Genomic DNA, 18739 nt, shown 5'->3' with positions numbered 1-18739 from the left:
TCGATTTGAATTAGATTTTTGCCTGCGCCTGGCGCACCCTGTCATATACGCGCCGCGCATTCTCGTGGTCGCGGTGGGCGAAGAACAGCTTCTGCGCCGTGGCCATGCGCTCGCCCACGACCGGGGCGTTATCGCCCAGCAGCGCGTCCAGTTCCCGCAGTACCGTGTCAAAGTCCTGGCACACCGGGCCTGGGAAGGCCAGGTCCATGTCGTAGAGCAGGCCGTCCTGCTCGGTCCGGTAATTTTCCAGATCGTAGGCAAAGCATACGGCGGGTTTGCCCAGGTACAGCGTCTCGATGTAGACGCTGGAGTAGTCTGTGACCAGTACGGCACACTCACGCGCCACGGCTGAGAACTCGGGTACTGCAGTCTGCGACAGGTCAATAAGCTCGTCGCCATCGAGATACTGGTCAAGATTGAAATACTCGGTACTGTTTTTGAAGTAGTGCGGCCGGTAGCCCAGCACCGCGCCATGTCGGCGCAGCACGGTCTTGAGTGCGTCGATCTCGTGCGGCGTGAACTGGTAGTAGCGGGCGCTGGCGCTGACCGCTGTCTGCCGGTAGGTGGGTGCATACACCACCAGCCGCCGCCCGCACTGGAGGGTGCGTATGCGATCCAGTGAGTCACGGATATAGCTTGGCAGCCGACTGGCTTCGCAACTCAGGAAATCGTTGCGCGGCAGGCCCGTTAGCCATATCTGTCGGTAGTTCAGCGGGTAGAACATCGCGGCCATCGCATAGCTGTCCACGTCGGACGATGCGATCAGGCCCGCATAGCCCAGTCGCTCCTGGCGACGGTACGGCACGCGCTCGGTGTGCTGGTGGGTGCCCTCGTTGGCAGCATAGAGCAAGCGCTTGAGTGGAATGCCGTGCCACAAGTTGACTACCACGCGCCGACGCAGTGTGAGCTTGAGCACCGCGAAGGCCTTGGCGCCCCAGCGCAACGAGAAATCCATGGAGATTGAATGGGTCAGAAAAACCACCTGGCAGCGTGCCAGCAGGTGTAGGCTGCGCAGCGTGCCGTGCTCCACGATCTCGTAGTTGACGGCATCCTCGATCTGGAAGTCCTCGCGCTGACCCCGGTAGAAGACGATCTTGCGGATGCTGGGGTCGGCCTTGATGTGCTCGAACATCGCGCGCTGGTTCTCGATGAAGCGGCCCGTGTGTAGGTGGTGCGTGGCAAATGCCCAGTGGTCCGCGCGCTTGGGCACCAGAGCGTCGTAGAGTCGCCACAGGGGATGCAATAGGCGAAAGACGCTCTGGCGCATATTTATTCGAAGCGATCGACGATGGACGCGATCAAGTCCAGCGCATGTTTGAGTTCTTGTACGTGGCTGCGATCCAGTACTTGCAGGGTCTTCTTGATCTGGGTACTGGAGACGCCTTCGGTGCGCGGGAGGTAGATCACTTCGCAATGCGCCTTCAGCTCGTCGAAGCGCCCCTCCCAGTCGCTGCCCATGCCGAAGACCTGCACGCCGTGGCGGCGGATGTCGTCTGCCTTCTGTGCCCAGTTCTCTTCCGGGACAGCCAGATCCACGCACTGGAGGCTGCGTACGATCTCGATGCGGTCTTCGAAGCCAATGATGGTTTTTTTGCCCTTAAGCGCGTTGAACTCGTCCGTGGAGACGCCGACGATGAGTCGGTCGCCCAGTGCGCGCAGGCGCCGCAGCAGGTTCAGGTGGCCGACGTGGAACAGGTCGAAGGTGCCGTAGGTCAGTACGGTGCGGGCTGCCATGGCAAACCTACTCGCCGTACACGGCCCAGGCGCAGTATGGGTGCAGCGGGCTGCGGCGCAGGCGCAGGTTGTTCAGGCCCATGACCTCGTTTAGTGCCTGCGTCTCGCCGGGAAAGAACTTGCAGTTAAGCTCATCGAAGGCGATCACTGAGCCGCGCGTGAGCCGTGGGATCAGCTTTTGCAGCACCTTGAGCGTGGGCTCGTACAGATCCATGTCGAAGATCGCCAGCGACACGATTGCATGCGGGTTCTCGTCCAGCCAGTGATCGATGGTGACCGAAGCGTCGCCTTTGACCAGTTCGAACTTCTTGAGGTGCGACAGCGGCGGGAAGGACTCGATCAGCGTGAGAATGCGCTCGAGCGTTTCCTCGTAGTTGGCCTGCGTGGCCAGGTCGCCGGGCTGGTAGTGCCCTCCATCCTTTTCATGCACCGAGGGGAAGCCGCCAAAGGTGTCGAAGCCGTGGATGGTGCGGCTGTGGTTGAACGGTTCGTAGATGCTACGCAGGTTGATGAGCTGCGTGAGCGTGGCACCCCACTGTACGCCGAACTCGCACACGACGCCGGGCACGTCGATGATCTTCTGGTACAGGTCGTTAAGGTACAAAAGGCGTGAAAGCACGGTGACGTTGGCTGTCACCAGGCTGTGCCGGTTCCAGCCGTGCTCACCGAAGTGCGGCAGGAGCGCCTGCGTGGTGGCGAGCAGCTCGTTCAGGGACGAGAGCGTTTTATCTGTGCGAAAGGATACGAGGTGCTTCTTGGTGGCGTCTGCTGCGGCGGGTGTCTGGTTCATGGTTTTCTTGCTCTCCTTGGAATACTTGCTTCACAACAGCGCTTCGACCATGTCGGGGGCGAAGACGGGGATATTCAGGTGCTCGGCCACGTCTTGCCGCTCGGCAAAGGAGTCGTCGATGAAGATGGCCGCCGTGTGGTCTATATGGTCGGACTTTTGCTCGCCACCGGTCAGGTGGATAACCCGGTCAAACAGCGCTTCTATGCGGAGCTTGCGCAGGGTGGACGTGAGCGACCGTGCGTGGCGTGTGAGCAGTGTGACGCCCTTGCCTTCGGAGATCGTCTTGTACAGAAAACCCACCAGTTGGTGGTTGATGGCCCCGCGCAGCAACAGACAGTCGTCCAGATCCACGTATACATGGGTGTAGTGCAGGCCGTCGATGCGGTAGCGATTGTCCAGCGCTCGGTCCAGCGTGATCTGGTAGTGATTGGGCGCGATGTGCACGTCTTGGTCAAAGGCGTCGAAGGCGCTGAGCAGTGCGAAGTTCACGCCCATGCACCGGAACAAGCCGGAGGACCCTCCCAGGCGGGAGGCAACCTCCAGCAGGCGGGGTTGGCCGCTGGCGTCCTCGCGGGCTTGGAAGAACCAGGCTCCGCGCGGCAGGATGGCATCGTGGATGCGTTGGGCCCAGTCGGCAAAAGCAGCCGTGAAATCGTTGCTCGGGGCAGTGCGCACACTGATGCCATTGCTGATGCGGTCACGCCCGCGTGCCGCGTGAAATCTCAGAATACCGTGCCGGTCGGAAAAACAATCCACGGTCCACTCTTTGCCGGGCAGGTATTCCAGCAAAAGCATTGCTTGTCCAGAATGACGCGAGAGGAATTCGTTTGCTGCCGTCGGTGTGCGGGCCCATTGGCTATTACGCGCGCCATAGCCTCGGTCGGGCTTGATGAAGAGCGGGTACTGGGTGGCTAACTCAGGCGAGGTATAGCGTTGGGGCAGCGGAATGCTGCCTTGCAGCAAATCGTAGGTGGCGTTCTTGGATGCACACAGGGACGTGGCGCGCAGGTTGCTGCCAATCACTCGGCAATCAAGCCTGCTCCCTAAACTCACCAGAGTTTCGGCGACAGCGTCCATCGTGGGGTAAATGGCGTCTATTTGATGTTCCACCACGATTTTTTCCAGCTGGTCTGCAAAGGCTGGGGCATCGTGCATGGGCAGATCACCAATGTAGTCGTCAAAGACGAAACGTCCATGATCGTCCACGCTGGATGCACCAATTAACTGGAAATGGGTGGAGTAGCGGAGGGAGCGGTGAATCTCCAGCCCAATCTCAGAGCCACAAGGAAAAACCAAGATGCGGTGAGGTGAGGGCATGGACGAGCGTGGAACTGGCAGTCAATAAGACTAGGTATTCTGTATGACCCCGGTCAGCAGGAAGAGATTCCTGACCGCGGCTCACCCCTTCAGCAACTGGAGCACCTGCTGCGGCAACTGGTTCGCTTGCGCCACCATGGCAGTGCCGGCCTGCTGCAGTATCTGAGTCCTCGAGAGGTTGGCCGTTTCCTTGGCGAAATCGGCGTCTACGATGCGGCCTCGCGACGCCGCTACGTTCTCCACCATGATATCGATGTTGGCCACTGAGCTTTCAAAGCGGCTTTGCAGCGCGCCCAAGGACGCTCGGGATGAGTTCACCTGGTCGATAGCGCTGTCGATCTTCTTGAGTGCCACCCAGGCATTGGGCTGTGTGGATACGTCCACTGTGTCTACGCCTGTCACCCCAGTTCCGGTAGCGGCGGCGATCGCAACGCTGGCAAAACCTGTGGTGGAGACACTGAAACCGGAGAGGGTAATGGTGGTGATGGCATTGCCCGTGGCGTCCACCATGCCCGAGCGCATTTCAACGGTAAATCCTTTGACGGAATCGCCCGCCAAGTAAGCGGTGATACCGGTATCCGAGGATTTGCGGTTGATTGCCTCGACGACCTGGCCCATGCGCTCTTGCATGGAGCTGGCCTTGGCCAGTTTGCCCAGGTCGGAGGTGACGCCGTCCACAGTGATTGACAGGGAGCTGGTGCTGGCAATGAGACCTGCTGCGGTCACCGCATTGGCTGCGATCCCGGTGATGGACGAAATGCCGTAGTTCACGCTGGCAAGTCCCTTGGCCGTGGTGTTTGTCAGCGCGCCTACGGTGATATTGTCTCCGGAGTTGGCGCCCACCTGGAACACTGCGCCCGAGAAGCTTCCATCCAAAATCTTGGTGCCGTTGAACGTGGTTTGCTTGGCCACACGGTCAATTTCATCGCGCAATTGGGCTACTTCGGCCTGCAGCGCTTCACGGTCGGACTTGCTATTGGTAGCGTTGCTCGATTGCACAGCCAGTTCGCGCATGCGCTGCAGCATGTCGCCCACTTTGCCCAATGAGCCCTCGGCTACCTGTGCCAGCGAGATACCGTCGTTGGCATTGCGCGCCGCCACGGTAAGCCCCTTGACCTGGGTGTTCATGCGCTCGGAAATGGCCAGGCCAGCCGCGTCGTCCTTGGCGCTGTTGACCCGCAGACCCGAAGACAGGCGTTGCATGGAAGTGGCCAGTGAACTGGCCGAGAGGCCCAGATTGCGCTGGGCATTGAGCGAGGCAATATTGGTGTTGATGGTTGCAGCCATGAAAAGCTCCTTGGGGCTAAAGAACCGGCTTATCCACCGGAGGTAATGCCAGCGCCAAGGCTGACTCTGGTTTTCACCGTGGCTCCATTTTGGAGATACGCACAAAAGCTATCGCCTGGAAAAGTGCGCCAAAAACCAGTCAATTCCACGTGCAGAGGGAGGTTGTGGAGTGTTTGCCTGGTTTTTTTCTCAGTGATAAGTAAAAAAATTGTTACGAAGGCTCTCAAGTTTTGGTCTGGTGCTCCGAAAACATATCCAACGGATTCAAGGGAGTTCGTTGACCGGACAGCGACGGAGAAGTCTCGTTACTGCCGCACCGGTCTTGGCTGTCAGCTGAGAGGCTGACGTTGCGATCGGCGGCATGCCGGACCATAGTTTCAAAGGAGCATTTCAATGGCCTCGACCATCAACACCAACATTCCCTCGCTCAATGCCCAGCGCAATCTGAGTCTTTCGGCGAATTCGCTTTCCACCTCCATGCAGCGCCTGTCTTCGGGTCTGCGGGTCAACAGCGCCAAGGACGACGCGGCTGGCCTGGCCATTTCCGAGCGCATGAACACCCAGGTCAAGGGGCTTACCGTGGCGGCGCGCAATGCCAACGACGGTATCTCGCTGGCACAAACGGCCGAAGGTGCTTTGGGCAAAGTGGGCGACATGCTGCAGCGCATGCGCGAACTGTCTGTGCAATCGGGCAACGCTACCAATAGCAAGTCCGATCGTGAAGCGCTGCAGGCTGAAGTGACCCAATTGCGCGATGAAATTGACCGTGTGGCCAAGCAGTCGAGTTTCAACGGCACCAAGATTCTGGATGGCAGTTTTGCGGGCGCAGTATTTCAAGTGGGTGCTAATTCCGGCGAGAACATCACTGTGGGCGCTTTGACCAATTCCAGCGCCAAGGGGTTGGCCAATGTGAACTATGGCACTGCCAGCGTGACGGGTATCGTTGCTTCTGGCATCACCACATCAGGCTTGGCTGCCACCAGTTCCCTGTCGATGACTGTGGATGGCGTTGAAACCGATCTGGGCAAGCTGGCCAAGGCCAGTTCCGCGCAAGAGCGCATGGGCCAAGTGGTTGAGGCGATCAACCGCAAGTCATCGGATACCGGTGTCACCGCGTTCCTGACAGGCGATGCCGTCAAGGGTTTTTCTGTGGATATGAAGTCGTCCAAGGTGGATGCGTCGGGCAATGCCGTCACTGGCATTAGTTTCTCGGGCTTTACTGCTGCCACCACCGGGCTTACTGGCGCAACCATCGTGGCTGCCACCGGAACCTCCGTCACGGGTATCGACACGATCAGCATCGAAACACAGGCAGACGCCTGGGTAGCGTTGAAGAAGATCGATAGCGCCATTGATCAGGTGAACTCGGCACGCGCCAACCTGGGTGCCTTGCAAAGCCGTTTTGAGAACTCGGTGGGTAACATCGATATCATGACGGAGAACATCTCCGCATCGCGTGGTCGCATCGTGGATGCCGATTTCGCCAAGGAAACGGCCAACCTCTCGCGCACCCAAATTCTGCAGCAGGCAGGTGTGGCGATGGTGGCGCAGAGTAATCAGCTGCCGCAGCAAGTGCTGTCGTTGCTGCGTTAAGCAGGCTCGCCATCGGGTCAAGCCCGGTTTTTGACTCGCCAAAGCGGCAACAGGGCAAAACCTGTTGCCGCTTTTCCGGCTTTTGTATGCGGCCGGATCTGCAAAAATCATGTAGTGTTTTTTGCGAGGCCCGCCTGACGGGCCTGATAAGGAGATTGAAATGGCTATTTCATCCGCAGGCATCGGTAGTGGGTTGGATGTCGAAAGCATCGTGTCGCAACTCGTCACGCTGGAGAAGCGGCCTATCGTTCAGCTCCAAACGACGGCGGCCTCTATCCAAACCAAGCTCTCCACCTACTCGCAGGTGAAGTCGCTCATGTCGACGCTGTCGGACGCGGCGGCCAAGCTTACGCGCGATGGCTCATGGAATGGCATGACAGTCTCATCGGCGAACAGCGCGGCTGTGTCTGCTACTGTCACGGGGATTGCCAGCGCCACGACGCTCGGCATCAGCGTGCAGCAGTTGGCTCGTGCGCAAACTGTCGCCTCGTCGCCCGTCGCCAAGGATACGCCGATGGGCGCAGGCACGATGACCATTCAACTGGGCACCTGGCTGCACACAACTCCGCCACCTTCGTTTACGCCCGGTACCGATTCGCCATTGAAGGTGACTGTGGGGGCTGGCGACTCGCTGTCCACCATCGCTTCAAAAATCAATGATGCCAATGGTGGTGTAACAGCCACGGTGTTGAGTGATGCCACGGGGGATCGCTTGTTGGTGCGCTCCAAGGCAACGGGTGAAACCTCTGGGTTCCGCATCCAGGTGGAAGAAGACAGCGGAACTCCAGGCCTGTCTGGGTTGGCATTCGACCCGGAGAATTCTGCGGGTATTGGCATGGCCGCAAATGCGGCGCAGTATGCGCAGAACACACTGGCAAAGATCAACGGGATCGACATCACATCTGCCAACAACACCTTCGCTAACACCATTCCTGGGCTATCGATCACCGTGTCGCAGGTATCTGTGGATGAAGTGGGAATGACAGTGGGCGCGGACACGGCTTCGATGAAGAAGAACATCCAAGACTTCGTGGACGCCTACAACGCCGTTAACGACCTGCTCAGTAGTTCCGTTAAATATGATGCCGAAAAGAAAACGGCGGGTGCGCTTCAGGGGGATAACACGGCTGTGGGTCTGCAAAATGCGCTGCGCATGTTGACCATGGGATCGTCCTCTGGCGCTGGTGTATTCCAGCGCTTGTCCGACGTGGGTATAAGCATGCAAAGCGGCGGAAAACTGAGCGTGGATGGCAGCAAGATGGATGCGGCGCTCAAAAATCCTGTCGCGCTCAAGTCATTGTTTGCCACGGCGGCTGCTGGAGCGAGCGGGGGAGGCGGGATTGCCGTGCAGTTCAAGAGCTTCACGTCAGGCCTGTTGTCGCTCGACGGATTGATGAATAACAAGACCGATGCGCTGGAATCAGCCAGCAAGCGCAACATCGCCGAACAGAACAAGGTGAATGACCGTGCTTCAGTTTACGAGAAGCGCCTGCGTGCACAGTACTCGGCGCTGGACGCCAAGATGGGGTCTCTGTCTGCGCTCAATAGTTATATATCGCAGCAAGTTAGCCAGTGGAATAAGAGCAATGGTTGACGAGTTGGCAGCCTTTTATTGCATCGATGCAGCTATCAAAGGCATACCGCTGTAAAGCGCTGGATCAATACCCTGATTGCCGCCCAAAAACTCCTCAGGAATTACTTGAGTTTTTCCACCAACTGCCGATATTGACTACAAGTAGCACATGAAGGAGCCGTCGATGTTCACCCCAGTCAGTTCTCGCGCAGCCTCCGCATATCGGCAAGTAGGAGTTCAGTCCGGCGTCGATGGCGCAACGCCGCACATGCTGATCAAGATGCTGTTTGACGGTTTGATGCAGTCTTTGAATGCCGCACGCGGCGCTGTGCAGCGCGGTGAAATTGAGGAAAAAGGGCGTCACCTGGGCAAGGCGGTGCGCATTTTGGAGGAAGGGCTGAAGGGTGGCCTTAATTCAGAACAGGGCGGTGAACTGGCAAAGAATTTGCGTGCGTTGTATGACTATTGCATCAAGCGTCTAACGCTGGCCAATCTGCGCAACGATCTTGGGATGGTGGAGGAAGTGGTCCAGCTGATCGCCCCGGTTGCGCAAAGCTGGGAGCAGATCGGTGGTAGTAACAATGCGGCATCCAGCCAAGAGGGAGCCTGAACTATGTCCACTCTGATCGAATACTACAAAGCCATCGAAGACAGCAGCTGCAAAATGCTGGAAGCCGCCCAAGCCCGGGATTGGGATGGTGTGGTGCGCTACGAAGGGGCCTGTGCCGTGCTGATCGAAGAGCTGCGCTACAAGGCCCAAGAGCATGAGTTGCTGCCCGAGCAGCGCAAGGAAAAAACGGTGATCATGCAGCGCATCCTGCGCAACGATGCGCAGATTCGCTGCCTGGCCGAGCCGTGGCTGGCGCAGTTTGAACATATGTTTGAAGGCCAGCCGCAGATGATGCACTGAGAGTGGTGCCCAAAAACGAAGCCCCGCATAGCGGGGCTTCGTTTTTGATGCTATTGTTTTGTGAGCTTCTGGCGCTTGATTTAATTGAAATCTAGAGGTTTTTGTATTTGAATTGCTTGTCTATCAAGCGCGGGCAGCTCTTTTTTAGATAGCAGTTTTGCGGTTTACACCTGCATGTTCATGATGTCGGTATAAGCCTGCACCATGCGATTGCGCACATGCATGGTGGCCTGGAAGCCGATTTGCGCTTTCTGGATGGCCACCATGGTTTCTTCCAGGCTGACCGAGGGGTTTTCCAGCTGCACTTCCTTCTGCAGGTTGGCGGAGTTGTTTTGCGCCGCACTGACCGATTGCAGTGCGCCCTTGAGGGCGCCTGAGAAGCCTGCGTCTTTGGTTTCAATGGAAGGTGCTGCGGCACGGCGCGCCAGGCCGGCGCCCGCCAGCGGGGCGGGAGAGCTTGAAATGCGAAGATCCATGGCAGTGTCCGGTGGGAATGGGGGATGACGCAATCCTAGTGGGGATGGGGGCGATCATCCGGGGGAATTGATGGTCAAATGCGCGGCTTATCCAGCGAACATGGTGGGGTGCGCGCCCGAATAATCGACACCACGCCAGGATCGTCGCCGGGCCTGCCATACTGGAAAGCAAGATGTCCGCAGTTGTCGAAGCTCCCTTGACCCCCCCCGCTAGCCCCACGTGGCTGCAGCGGCTGTCCGCCCTGGATCGGGCGCAGCGCATGCGGCTGGGTGTGGGTGTGGTGCTGCTGGTCGCCGCTGCCCTGGCCGCGGTGGTGCTGGGGCGCCAGCCCGACTATCGGGTGCTTTTCTCGAATTTGTCGGACAAGGATGGCGGCGCTATCGTGGCGCAGCTGTCTCAAATGAATGTGCCCTACAAGCACGCTGACGGTGGCGGTGCAATTCTGGTTCCTTCGGACCGGGTGCACGATGTGCGCCTGCGCTTGGCCTCCCAGGGGTTGCCCAAGGGATCGATTTCAGGCTTTGAGCTGATGGAAGCCAATCGCTTTGGCATGACGCAGTTCCAGGAGCGGCTCAATTTTCAGCGGGGTCTGGAAGGCGAGCTGACGCGGTCCATCCAGGCGCTGTCATCGGTACAAAGTGCGCGTGTGCACTTGGCACTGCCCAATCAAAACGGATTTTTCCGTGAACAGCAGAAGCCCTCGGCCTCCATCCTGGTCAGTCTGTACCCCGGCCGTTTTCTCGACCGCGCACAGTTGGCAGGTATCGTGCACCTGGTGGCTTCCAGTGTTTCTGAACTGGCACCTTCGGCTGTCAGCGTGCTGGATGACACGGGTAAGTTGTTGTCGCAATCGCCCGATGGCGGCGCGAGCAACGGTGTCGATGCGCAGCAGTTGCAATATGTTCAGCAGATCGAGCAGCAGTACACCCGCCGGATCATGGATATTCTGGAGCCGGTGGTGGGCCGCGACAATGTCAAGGCGCAGGTTACGGCGGAGCTGGATTTCAGTCAGACCGAATCTACCTCGGAGCAATACCGGCCCAACCAGACGCCGGACACGGCGGCCATTCGCAGCCAGCAGGTGCTTGAAAATAATGAAACCGCCAGCTCGCAAGCGGCTGGCGTGGCAGGGGCAGTCGCCAACCAACCACCCGCACCGTCGGCCGCGCCGATCAATGGCGCCAACCCGGCACCCACCGCAGCGGGCCAGCAGGCGACGACTGATAAGGGCACTGCGAAGCGTGAATCCACCACCAACTACGAGGTGGACAAGACCGTGCGTGTGGTGCGGGGTAACAATTGGGCTGTCAAGCGCGTGAGCGCCGCCGTGGTGGTCAACTACCAGTCGGCGGAAGAAAAAGGCAAGGCCGTTACCAAAGCGCTGACCCCAGAGCAGATGGAGCAGATGACGGCGCTGGTGCGCGAGACCATCGGTTTCAATAAAGAGCGGGGCGACTCGGTCAACCTGATGAATGCGCAATTCCGCATGGATGCGCCCGCTGCCGACAATACTCCGCTGTGGAAGCAGCCTGAGACCCTTGAGTTGGCACGCAGCTTTGCCTGGCCTGTGGGCATGTCCTTGTTTGCCGCGCTGGTTCTGCTGGGCCTGGTGCGCCCTGCACTCAAAACGCTCGGCAAACCGCGCGCCATTCCGATGGCCGGTGCCCAGCTCGATGCGCTGGAGGCCGAGACCATGCAGCGCCCGGCGCTGCCCGCACCGGCAAGGGATGGCGAGCCCCAGCCAGTGACGCCAGAGCAGCAGCGGCTGGAAGACGCACGTGCGTTGGTGCGCCAAAATCCGATGGCAGTGGCCAATATTGTGAAAAACTGGGTCAACGGCGATATCGGCGGGTGACCCGCAGACTGAACGGCAAGAAGCACCATGGACGATCAGGGTCTCAACGACGCCGCGATTTTTTTGATGTCTCTTGGCGAGGAGGAAGCCGCCGAGGTATTCAAGCATCTGTCACCTAAAGAAGTGCAGAAGCTGGGGGAGACCATTGCCCATATGCGCAGCGTGTCCCGCGAAAAGGTGGACGAAGTCGTCAGCAAGTTTTCTAACGCTGCGGCGGCACAAAGCCTGTTGGTTTCGGATACCGGCAACTACGTGCGTGCGGTGCTCAGGCGGGCGCTGGGCGATGACAAAGCAGGTTTGCTGATTGACCGCATTCTGCAGGGTGGCGATGTTTCGGGCATCGAAAGCCTGAAATGGATGGATCCGCTCTCTGTTGCAGAGCTGCTGCGCAATGAGCATCCACAAATCGTGGCAGCAATTCTTGTGCACCTGGACCACGAGCAATCTGCCGGGGTGCTCATGCAGTTTACGGATCGCCAGCGCAGCGAAATTTTGCTGCGCGTTGCCACGCTGGAGGGCATTCAGCCCACGGCGCTCAAGGATCTCAACGAGGTGCTCTTCAAGGTGCTGGCGGGCGGCGACAAGATTCGCAAGGCGTCGCTCGGTGGCGTGAAGGCTGCGGCCGAGATCATCAACATGCTGACCTCGAACGTCGATGCGGTCGTGCTGGAGTCGATCCGCAGCCACGACCCTGACCTGGCCCAGAAGATCATGGACAAGATGTTTGTGTTCGACGACGTGGCCAAGCTCGACGACCGTGCTATCCAGACGGTGCTCAAAGAAATTGCATCGGAGACCCTCATCGTCGCGCTCAAAGGTGCGGTGCCCGAGTTGCGCGAGCGCTTCCTGTCGAACATGTCGACCCGCGCGGCCGAAGCCCTGCGCGAAGATTTGGAGTCGCGCGGACCCATGCGCCTGTCCGAGGTGGAGGCGCAACAGAAGGAAATTCTGAAGACCGTTCGGCGTTTGTCGGATGAAGGCCAGATCGTGATTGGAGGCAGTGGTGACGACGCATTCGTCTAAAAACCGTCTCTATGCCCGTTTTATTCCGAGCGAGGAAGTGGGCGATGTGATCCAGTGGCATTTTGGTGCCGTCGATGGCACCGATGCCGTTGTGGAAGTGCCCGAGGCAGAGGCCCAGGTCGAAGTGGATGTGGAATTGGAAGAGGCTGCACGGCAGGAGTTGCTGGAGCAGGCCTGCGCAGAAGCGTTTGCAAAGGGTCAGGAGCAAGGCTCCGCCCAAGCTGCGCTGCAGTGGCAACAGCGCCTGGATGACTACATCGCAGGGCAAGGCCTGGAGGCGGCCCAGCGGCTCGATGCGCTGGTGCAAACCCTGCAGGCGCGCTCGCAAGACCTGCAGCAGAACATGGCGCAGGAGGTGCTGGAGCTGTCTTGCGAGATTGCGCGCCAGGTGGTTCGGCAGGAACTGCGCTGCAACCCGCTGGTGCTCAAGCCCGTCGTACAGGAAGCGTTGGGCATGCTGGTCGCCGATGGGCGCCCTGCAACCGTGCGGCTGCATCCGCAAGACCATGCCCTGGTGGCCGACGCCTTGGCGCAGCAACTGGCAGCGACATCCGTGCAGTGGGTGGCCGATGCCGCCGTTCCGCCGGGCGGCTGTGTTGCAGAGCAGGCCGGCATGGTGGTCGATGGCACGCTGGAAAAGCGTTGGCAGCGTGCTATCGCCCCCCTGGGCCTGGCGTCAGTCTGGGAGGAAAGCGCGCATGACGACGACCACTGACACGACATCGCCCTGGTCGCGCTACCTGGCCGATGCACAGCGCAGCGTTTCGCAGCCGCATGCCCTGGAGTCATACGGGACACTGACGCGGCTCACAGGCTTGGTGCTGGAAGCGGTGGGTATCCGCGTTCCTGTGGGATCGCAGTGCCTGGTGCAGCAGGCTGGTCATGATCCGGTGTTGGCTGAAGTGGTCGGTTTTTCGGGGGATCGTGCGTTCCTGATGCCTGCAGGCGATATCCATGGTCTCTCCAACGGGGCCAGCGTGGTGCCCACGGTGCCGTATGCACCGGTACCCCGTCTGGAAGATGCAGGTGTCTGGCGTGCGCACAACCGGGTTGGTAGCTTGCGTGTGCCCATAGGCGAGGGCTTGCTGGGGCGCGTGGTCGATGCCCAGGGAATTCCTCTGGACCATGGCGGCCCCTTGCAGGATGTTGTGGCTGAGGCCATGGACCGGCGGCAAATCAATGCCATGGATCGCGACCCGGTGCGCGAGCCCATGGATACGGGTGTGCGCACCATTAATGCCCTGCTTACCGTGGGGCGTGGGCAGCGGCTGGGTCTTTTTGCCGGATCAGGCGTGGGTAAAAGCGTGTTGCTGGGCATGATGGCGCGCTACACGCAGGCCGATGTGATCGTGGTGGGCTTGATTGGTGAACGGGGCCGCGAAGTCAAAGAATTTGTCGAAGACATTCTGGGTGCCCAGGACCGTGGCCGTGCCGTAGTGGTGGCCGCACCGGCCGATGCCCCGCCGCTTTTGCGCATGCAGGGTGCCGCTTATGCCACGGCGGTGGCCGAGCATTTTCGTGACAAGGGCAAGCATGTCTTGCTGCTGATGGATTCCCTCACCCGGTATGCAATGGCCCAGCGTGAAATTGCCTTGGCCATCGGCGAGCCGCCTGCCACCAAAGGCTATCCGCCATCGTGCTTTGCCAAGTTGCCCCAGCTGGTAGAGCGCAGTGGTAATGGCCTGCATGGCGTGGGCTCCATTACTGCTTTTTATACCGTGCTGTCTGAAGGCGACGACCAGCAAGATCCCATTGCCGACGCTGCGCGGGCCATTCTAGATGGGCATATCGTGTTGTCCCGGGCGTTGGCCGAGACGGGGCATTTTCCGGCCATTGATATTGAGCAATCGGCCTCTCGGGTCATGCACAACGTGGTTTCGCGAGAGCATTTTGAGGTGGCACGGCAGTTTCGTGCCATCTATTCACGCTACCAGAAGAGCCGTGATCTGGTGCAAGTGGGGGCCTATATGAGTGGCTCTGACCCCTTGCTGGATGAGGCGATCCGCCTGCAGCCCGCCATGGTCGGGTTTTTGCAGCAAGACATGTTTGAAGCCGCGACATTGCAAGAGAGTTGCAACGCCATGGCCGATGTGCTGAGTTGATGGCAAAGGGGGGTGCACGCAATGGCAACTTCCAATGCACTGTCCGTCGCTGTCGAAATGGCAGTGCGCCAGCGGGACGAGGCTCGCCGGGTTCTGCAGGATGCGTGCAGCGCCCGCCAGGCGGCTCAAGACCAGTTGAACCAGCTCGAAGGCTACGCGCGGGAGACGCAAAACCGTTGGGGTATGCGCCCGGATGCCGTAGTGATGCCGGAAGTGATGCACCACCATTACCACTTTATGGACCGGCTGGACCATGCCGCAGGTTTGCAGACGGGCGTGGTGGGGGATCAAACTGAACGGGTGGATGTGGCGCAGCAGGCGCTGCTGGCCACAGAGCTGCGGCTGGCCAGTTTGCAGAAGCTGGTGGAAAAGCGCCATAGAGAAGCCTTGCAAACCCAGGCACGGCGTGAGCAGAAACAAACCGACGAGCGCGCTGCAATGCAGTTGCGCAAAACGTTCAATGGCTCTTGAGGGGCCGGGAGCAAAGCACCATGGAACAGGCACGTATCACCACTCAACAACCCAGCCAGGGACACCAGGCTGTGCGAGGTAAACAGGCGAGTCAGTCGCGCGATCCTTCGGGCCAGGCGCAAGACAGCGCAAATGGGGGGTTCCTTTCTCTGTTGGCGGCTTTGGGTGACAGCGTTTCACTGGACGGCACGATGCTCCAGGACGGCAGCCTGGTGCCGGATGAAAAGGGGGCCGTGGCGACGGACGGGGCTGGCCAGAATGGAGCTATTGCATGGCCCTGGATGTCGGCACAAGCCTTAATGCCGGTGGATGCAAATGCGGCCTCTCGCCTTCCGCTGGCGCCGTCAGCAGGGTCCCCCTTGTCATCGACCGAAGCATTACAGGACGGCGTTCTGGGAGGTGCGAGTGGTTTTCGAGCGACATCGGCGCTGGGAAGCCTCGGCAGTTTGGAGACTCTGCCGCAGAATGGTTTGGTTGCCCAGACGGCGCTGCTGGATTCTGCGGTGAAGAGCCGTGAAGGAGAACTAGAGAGCGACGGCATGGACGCGCCGCAGGCAGCGGTTGCGGGCGGAGTGCGCCGCGCACCTTCGCGTGCAAGCGGTGGTCTGGTCTTGGTGGGTGGTTTGTCCGCCATGACCGGCGCCCAGGGTGCGCAAGCGTTGAAGAGTCTGGGGGGCGCGAAAGATCCGAACGTGATGCAGGCCGTGCAAGCGGCGGCGGGGCAGAGTTCGGCTGCTGAACACCGTGGTGGTGCCGCGCAGTCCCGGGAGGGAGTGCGGTTTATGGACCAAGACCCCGCCACGTCTCTGGCGCCGCCCGCCACCTTTGTGCCGGGTTTCTCGGAAGCGGGAGGGCGTTTCACACAGCACAATGGCGATCAGAATGGCTCTGCCACACCAGGTTTCGGTGCCCCTGGGGCCAACGCAGAATCCCAGGGGGCGCCGTCGGCCGATATCGCAGTCGTCGATACAGGCATGGCAGGAGCTGAAGACGCTGTGGCAGAACAGGTGGCCTTCTGGGTGCACCAGAATATTCAGAATGCGGAAATGACCATACAGCACGATGGCCAACCCGTGGAGGTGAGTGTGTCACTGTCCGGCAATGAGGCCCATGTGGCATTCGGCAGCGATCAGGCGGAGACACGAAGCCTGTTGGATGACAGCGTGGCCCAGTTGCGGGAGATGCTGCGCCAGGAGGGGTTGTCGCTGTCCGGGGTGACCGTGGGAGAATCTGGCCAGCGGCAGGCTTCCGAAGAGTCGGGTCGCAACAATCAGCAGGGCGGGCCCAGGCAGACAGTGGTTGAAGTGTCTGCCGCGCCACAGACGCAGCTGAGCCCCAAAGCGGGGTACCAGACCGATCGTTCGATCGATATCTTCGTTTGATCAGGCATTTGCCTTGCGCGCGAGTGGCAAGCGTTGCGCAACCCACGGGAATGCCATGGTTTTGCTCTTTTATTCTGGCTATTATGGGCCGGTGTGCGCCCAATAATGGGCCATGTGCAAAGGTCGGGCGTTCATGCCGGGCCTGTGCTGACCGTATCCGACGCTAGGAAATTTCAACGTGTCCTCCAATGTCTCCGCAGACGACTCTGCAAAGAAACCTGGCAAAAGCAAGAAGCTGATCGTCATCATTGCCGTGGTCGTGCTGCTGCTGGCCGTTGTGGGTGGTGGAGCCGCATGGTTTTTGTCGAAGCGCAATGCTGCAGATGAGGATGGAGAAGCTGTCTCCGCGAAATCACATGAGCCCGTCGTGGCGCCCACTTTCCTGCCAATCGACACCTTGGTGGTCAACCTCGCCGATAACGGTGGTGAACGGTTTGTGCAGCTGGGAATTACCCTGGAACTGGCCGATGGTAAAACCGCAGATCTCGTCAAACAGCATATGCCCAGCGTTCGCAATGGCATCATCATGCTGGCTTCGCAGCGCACTTCCGATGAGCTGCTGGCCCGCGAGGGCAAGGAAAAGTTGGCGGCGGATATTTTGCGCGAGGTGTCGCAGACTTTGGGCATTGATGCGCCTGTGTCAAAGAAGCGTGCGAAGCAAAACGATGATGATGGCGCGGAGGACGTGCAGTCACGAAGCCGCAAGGCCGCTCCCAATCCCGTTCGGCGTGTGCTTTTTTCCGGTTTTATCGTTCAGTAGGCGTCCAAAGGCATTGCCATGAGCGAATCATTTTTATCCCAGGAAGAAGTCGATGCCCTTTTGGAGGGTGTGACGGGGGAGAGCCAGAAGACGGAAGAAGAAGTCTTCGATAAAGGCGAGATACGCAACTACGACATCTCCAGCCAGGAGCGTATCGTTCGTGGCCGCATGCCGACGATGGAAATCGTCAATGAACGGTTTGCGCGCAATTTCCGTATCGGCTTGTTCAATTTTATTCGCCGCAGCCCCGAAATTTCGGTGGGTACCGTTGCGGTGCAACGCTACAGCGCGTTCTTGCGGGAACTGGCGGTACCAACCAATTTCAATATTGTGGCGATCAGGCCGCTGCGCGGTAGCGGCTTGATCGTGTGCGAGCCGTCACTGGTTTTTGGCATCATCGATACCCTTTTTGGCGGCGTGGGGAAATTCCAGACCCGGATCGAGGGACGCGACTTTTCCCCCACAGAGCAACGCATCATCAATCGACTAGTCGATGTGATCTGCTCCGAATACAAGAAGGCATGGCAAGGTATCTATCCCCTTGAGCTGCACTACCAGCGCTCGGAGATGCAACCCCAGTTTGCCAATATCGCTACACCCAGTGAAATCGTGGTTTCCACGGCTTTTCAGCTTGAAATTGGGGACCTCTCGGGTGCGATTCATATCTGTATGCCCTATGCCACGCTGGAGCCGATCCGCGATGTGCTTTATTCCTCCACTCAGGGGGATTCGATTGAGGTGGATCGTCGCTGGGTGCGTGTGCTGACGCGAGAAATCCAGTCGGCAGAGGTCGTCCTTGTGGCAGAGCTGGCCCGTGCCGACGCCACGGTGGAACAACTGCTCGCCATGAAGCCGGGTGATTTTATTGAACTGGATCGCGAGCCGCGCATACGCGCTTCGATTGGTGGGGTGCCGGTATTTGAGTGCCAGTATGGGACCCACAACTCCAAATATGCAATTCGCATTGAGGAGTGTCTGCGCAATTCAGACATGAACTGGATGGGAGAAAAAGATGTCGGCTGAAGATAATCCGGAAAACAAAGAAGGCGCGGAAGCCGCAGACGATCCCTTTGCGGGTTGGGCTGAGGCGCTGGAGGAGCAGAAAACCGCGGATGCGGCGCCTGGTGATGCGGAGCAAGGCGGGCCTTTGAGTGGTGAGCCCGCTCGCCCGTTTTCTGCTGGCGGCGTTGATGGTACGTCGCATGACATCAGCATGGTGCTGGATATTCCGGTTCAGCTGTCGGTCGAATTGGGGCGGACCAAGGTGCCCATCAAATATATTCTGCAACTGGCCCAGGGGTCGGTGGTGGAGCTTGATGCGCTTGCGGGCGAACCGATGGATGTGCTGGTCAATGGCTACCTGATCGCGCAGGGTGAAGTGGTGGTGGTGAACGATAAATTTGGTATTCGCCTGACCGACGTGGTGACCCCCTCCGAGCGTTTGCGTCGGGTCAGTCGTGGGTAA

The 18739-nt window shown here is 59.3% G+C and carries 19 protein-coding genes; 13 read left to right on the top strand and 6 right to left on the bottom strand.

The window, feature by feature from the left end:
* Positions 1–10: 10 nt before the first annotated feature.
* From C8D04_RS11125 to C8D04_RS11105, 5 genes are all read right to left on the bottom strand, one after another.
* Positions 11–1267, bottom strand: coding sequence for a CDP-glycerol glycerophosphotransferase family protein (locus tag C8D04_RS11125; RefSeq protein WP_116004906.1), 1257 nt, complete (start codon positions 1265–1267; stop codon positions 11–13).
* A 2-nt stretch (positions 1268–1269) separates the two neighbouring features.
* The gene (locus C8D04_RS11120; protein WP_116004905.1) at positions 1270–1734 is read right to left on the bottom strand and encodes an adenylyltransferase/cytidyltransferase family protein; all 465 of its coding nucleotides are present in this window, start codon (positions 1732–1734) and stop codon (positions 1270–1272) included.
* A 7-nt stretch (positions 1735–1741) separates the two neighbouring features.
* Positions 1742–2524: a TylF/MycF/NovP-related O-methyltransferase gene (locus C8D04_RS11115; RefSeq protein WP_116004904.1), complete on the bottom strand. Its 783-nt coding sequence runs from the start codon at positions 2522–2524 to the stop codon at positions 1742–1744.
* A gap of 30 nt (positions 2525–2554) precedes the next feature.
* Complete coding sequence (locus C8D04_RS11110; RefSeq protein WP_133243632.1) at positions 2555–3730, bottom strand: ATP-grasp domain-containing protein; 1176 nt, start codon at positions 3728–3730, stop codon at positions 2555–2557.
* 192 nt (positions 3731–3922) lie between these two features.
* On the bottom strand, positions 3923–5128 hold the full coding sequence (locus C8D04_RS11105; RefSeq protein WP_116004902.1) for a flagellin: 1206 nt from the start codon (positions 5126–5128) through the stop codon (positions 3923–3925).
* 393 nt (positions 5129–5521) lie between these two features.
* On the opposite strand from C8D04_RS11105, the gene C8D04_RS11100 reads away from it, so the two are divergent.
* From C8D04_RS11100 to C8D04_RS11085, 4 genes are all read left to right on the top strand, one after another.
* On the top strand, positions 5522–6721 hold the full coding sequence (locus tag C8D04_RS11100) for a flagellin (protein WP_116004901.1): 1200 nt from the start codon (positions 5522–5524) through the stop codon (positions 6719–6721).
* Between the two features lie 160 nt (positions 6722–6881).
* Complete coding sequence (gene fliD / locus C8D04_RS11095; RefSeq protein WP_116004900.1) at positions 6882–8315, top strand: flagellar filament capping protein FliD; 1434 nt, start codon at positions 6882–6884, stop codon at positions 8313–8315.
* Positions 8316–8478: 163 nt separating this feature from the next.
* The gene (fliS, locus tag C8D04_RS11090; RefSeq protein WP_116006144.1) at positions 8479–8904 is read left to right on the top strand and encodes a flagellar export chaperone FliS; all 426 of its coding nucleotides are present in this window, start codon (positions 8479–8481) and stop codon (positions 8902–8904) included.
* Between the two features lie 3 nt (positions 8905–8907).
* Entirely contained in the window at positions 8908–9204 is a 297-nt protein-coding gene (locus C8D04_RS11085) for a flagellar protein FliT (RefSeq protein ID WP_116004899.1), read from the top strand.
* A gap of 164 nt (positions 9205–9368) precedes the next feature.
* On the opposite strand, the gene fliE is transcribed toward C8D04_RS11085, so the two are convergent.
* The gene (fliE, locus tag C8D04_RS11080; protein ID WP_116004898.1) at positions 9369–9680 is read right to left on the bottom strand and encodes a flagellar hook-basal body complex protein FliE; all 312 of its coding nucleotides are present in this window, start codon (positions 9678–9680) and stop codon (positions 9369–9371) included.
* A gap of 173 nt (positions 9681–9853) precedes the next feature.
* Between fliE and fliF the strand changes: the two genes are divergently transcribed.
* The 9 genes from fliF to fliN all read left to right on the top strand — a co-directional run bounded on the left by fliF (position 9854) and on the right by fliN (position 18739).
* Entirely contained in the window at positions 9854–11536 is a 1683-nt protein-coding gene (fliF, locus tag C8D04_RS11075) for a flagellar basal-body MS-ring/collar protein FliF (protein WP_116004897.1), read from the top strand.
* Between the two features lie 27 nt (positions 11537–11563).
* Positions 11564–12559, top strand: a complete 996-nt coding sequence (gene fliG / locus C8D04_RS11070; RefSeq protein WP_116004896.1) for a flagellar motor switch protein FliG — start codon at positions 11564–11566, stop codon at positions 12557–12559.
* Positions 12540–13274 carry a flagellar assembly protein FliH gene (locus C8D04_RS11065; protein WP_116006143.1) on the top strand — a complete coding sequence of 245 codons (735 nt, stop codon included), beginning with the start codon at positions 12540–12542 and terminating at the stop codon, positions 13272–13274. The genes fliG and C8D04_RS11065 overlap by 20 nt, the downstream gene beginning before the upstream one ends.
* Entirely contained in the window at positions 13258–14661 is a 1404-nt protein-coding gene (gene fliI / locus C8D04_RS11060; protein WP_116004895.1) for a flagellar protein export ATPase FliI, read from the top strand. Before C8D04_RS11065 ends, fliI begins: the two co-directional genes overlap by 17 nt.
* 21 nt (positions 14662–14682) lie before the next feature.
* Complete coding sequence (fliJ, locus tag C8D04_RS11055) at positions 14683–15132, top strand: flagellar export protein FliJ (protein WP_116004894.1); 450 nt, start codon at positions 14683–14685, stop codon at positions 15130–15132.
* A 20-nt stretch (positions 15133–15152) separates the two neighbouring features.
* Entirely contained in the window at positions 15153–16514 is a 1362-nt protein-coding gene (locus C8D04_RS11050; protein ID WP_116004893.1) for a flagellar hook-length control protein FliK, read from the top strand.
* Between the two features lie 178 nt (positions 16515–16692).
* Positions 16693–17274 carry a flagellar basal body-associated FliL family protein gene (locus C8D04_RS11045; protein ID WP_116004892.1) on the top strand — a complete coding sequence of 194 codons (582 nt, stop codon included), beginning with the start codon at positions 16693–16695 and terminating at the stop codon, positions 17272–17274.
* 18 nt (positions 17275–17292) lie between these two features.
* A complete protein-coding gene (gene fliM, locus C8D04_RS11040) occupies positions 17293–18297 on the top strand; it encodes a flagellar motor switch protein FliM (protein ID WP_116004891.1) in 1005 nt (334 codons plus the stop codon).
* Positions 18287–18739, top strand: coding sequence for a flagellar motor switch protein FliN (gene fliN / locus C8D04_RS11035; RefSeq protein WP_116004890.1), 453 nt, complete (start codon positions 18287–18289; stop codon positions 18737–18739). The genes fliM and fliN overlap by 11 nt, the downstream gene beginning before the upstream one ends.

Origin of the sequence: Simplicispira sp. 125, from assembly GCF_003096555.1 — a bacterium.
Lineage (GTDB): Bacteria > Pseudomonadota > Gammaproteobacteria > Burkholderiales > Burkholderiaceae_C > Simplicispira.
This window is presented reverse-complemented; position numbering and strand designations above follow the sequence as displayed.

Bases quoted from the DNA above. Each gene is read 5' to 3' on its own strand.
- C8D04_RS11125 (WP_116004906.1), bottom strand. From the start codon at position 1,267: ATGCGCCAGAGCGTCTTTCGCCTATTGCATCCCCTGTGGCGACTCTAC.
- C8D04_RS11120 (WP_116004905.1), bottom strand. From the start codon at position 1,734: ATGGCAGCCCGCACCGTACTGACCTACGGCACCTTCGACCTGTTCCAC.
- C8D04_RS11115 (WP_116004904.1), bottom strand. From the start codon at position 2,524: ATGAACCAGACACCCGCCGCAGCAGACGCCACCAAGAAGCACCTCGTA.
- C8D04_RS11105 (WP_116004902.1), bottom strand. From the start codon at position 5,128: ATGGCTGCAACCATCAACACCAATATTGCCTCGCTCAATGCCCAGCGC.
- C8D04_RS11100 (WP_116004901.1), top strand. From the start codon at position 5,522: ATGGCCTCGACCATCAACACCAACATTCCCTCGCTCAATGCCCAGCGC.
- fliD (WP_116004900.1), top strand. From the start codon at position 6,882: ATGGCTATTTCATCCGCAGGCATCGGTAGTGGGTTGGATGTCGAAAGC.
- fliS (WP_116006144.1), top strand. From the start codon at position 8,479: ATGTTCACCCCAGTCAGTTCTCGCGCAGCCTCCGCATATCGGCAAGTA.
- C8D04_RS11085 (WP_116004899.1), top strand. From the start codon at position 8,908: ATGTCCACTCTGATCGAATACTACAAAGCCATCGAAGACAGCAGCTGC.
- fliE (WP_116004898.1), bottom strand. From the start codon at position 9,680: ATGGATCTTCGCATTTCAAGCTCTCCCGCCCCGCTGGCGGGCGCCGGC.
- fliF (WP_116004897.1), top strand. From the start codon at position 9,854: ATGTCCGCAGTTGTCGAAGCTCCCTTGACCCCCCCCGCTAGCCCCACG.
- fliG (WP_116004896.1), top strand. From the start codon at position 11,564: ATGGACGATCAGGGTCTCAACGACGCCGCGATTTTTTTGATGTCTCTT.
- fliI (WP_116004895.1), top strand. From the start codon at position 13,258: ATGACGACGACCACTGACACGACATCGCCCTGGTCGCGCTACCTGGCC.
- fliJ (WP_116004894.1), top strand. From the start codon at position 14,683: ATGGCAACTTCCAATGCACTGTCCGTCGCTGTCGAAATGGCAGTGCGC.
- C8D04_RS11050 (WP_116004893.1), top strand. From the start codon at position 15,153: ATGGAACAGGCACGTATCACCACTCAACAACCCAGCCAGGGACACCAG.
- fliM (WP_116004891.1), top strand. From the start codon at position 17,293: ATGAGCGAATCATTTTTATCCCAGGAAGAAGTCGATGCCCTTTTGGAG.
- fliN (WP_116004890.1), top strand. From the start codon at position 18,287: ATGTCGGCTGAAGATAATCCGGAAAACAAAGAAGGCGCGGAAGCCGCA.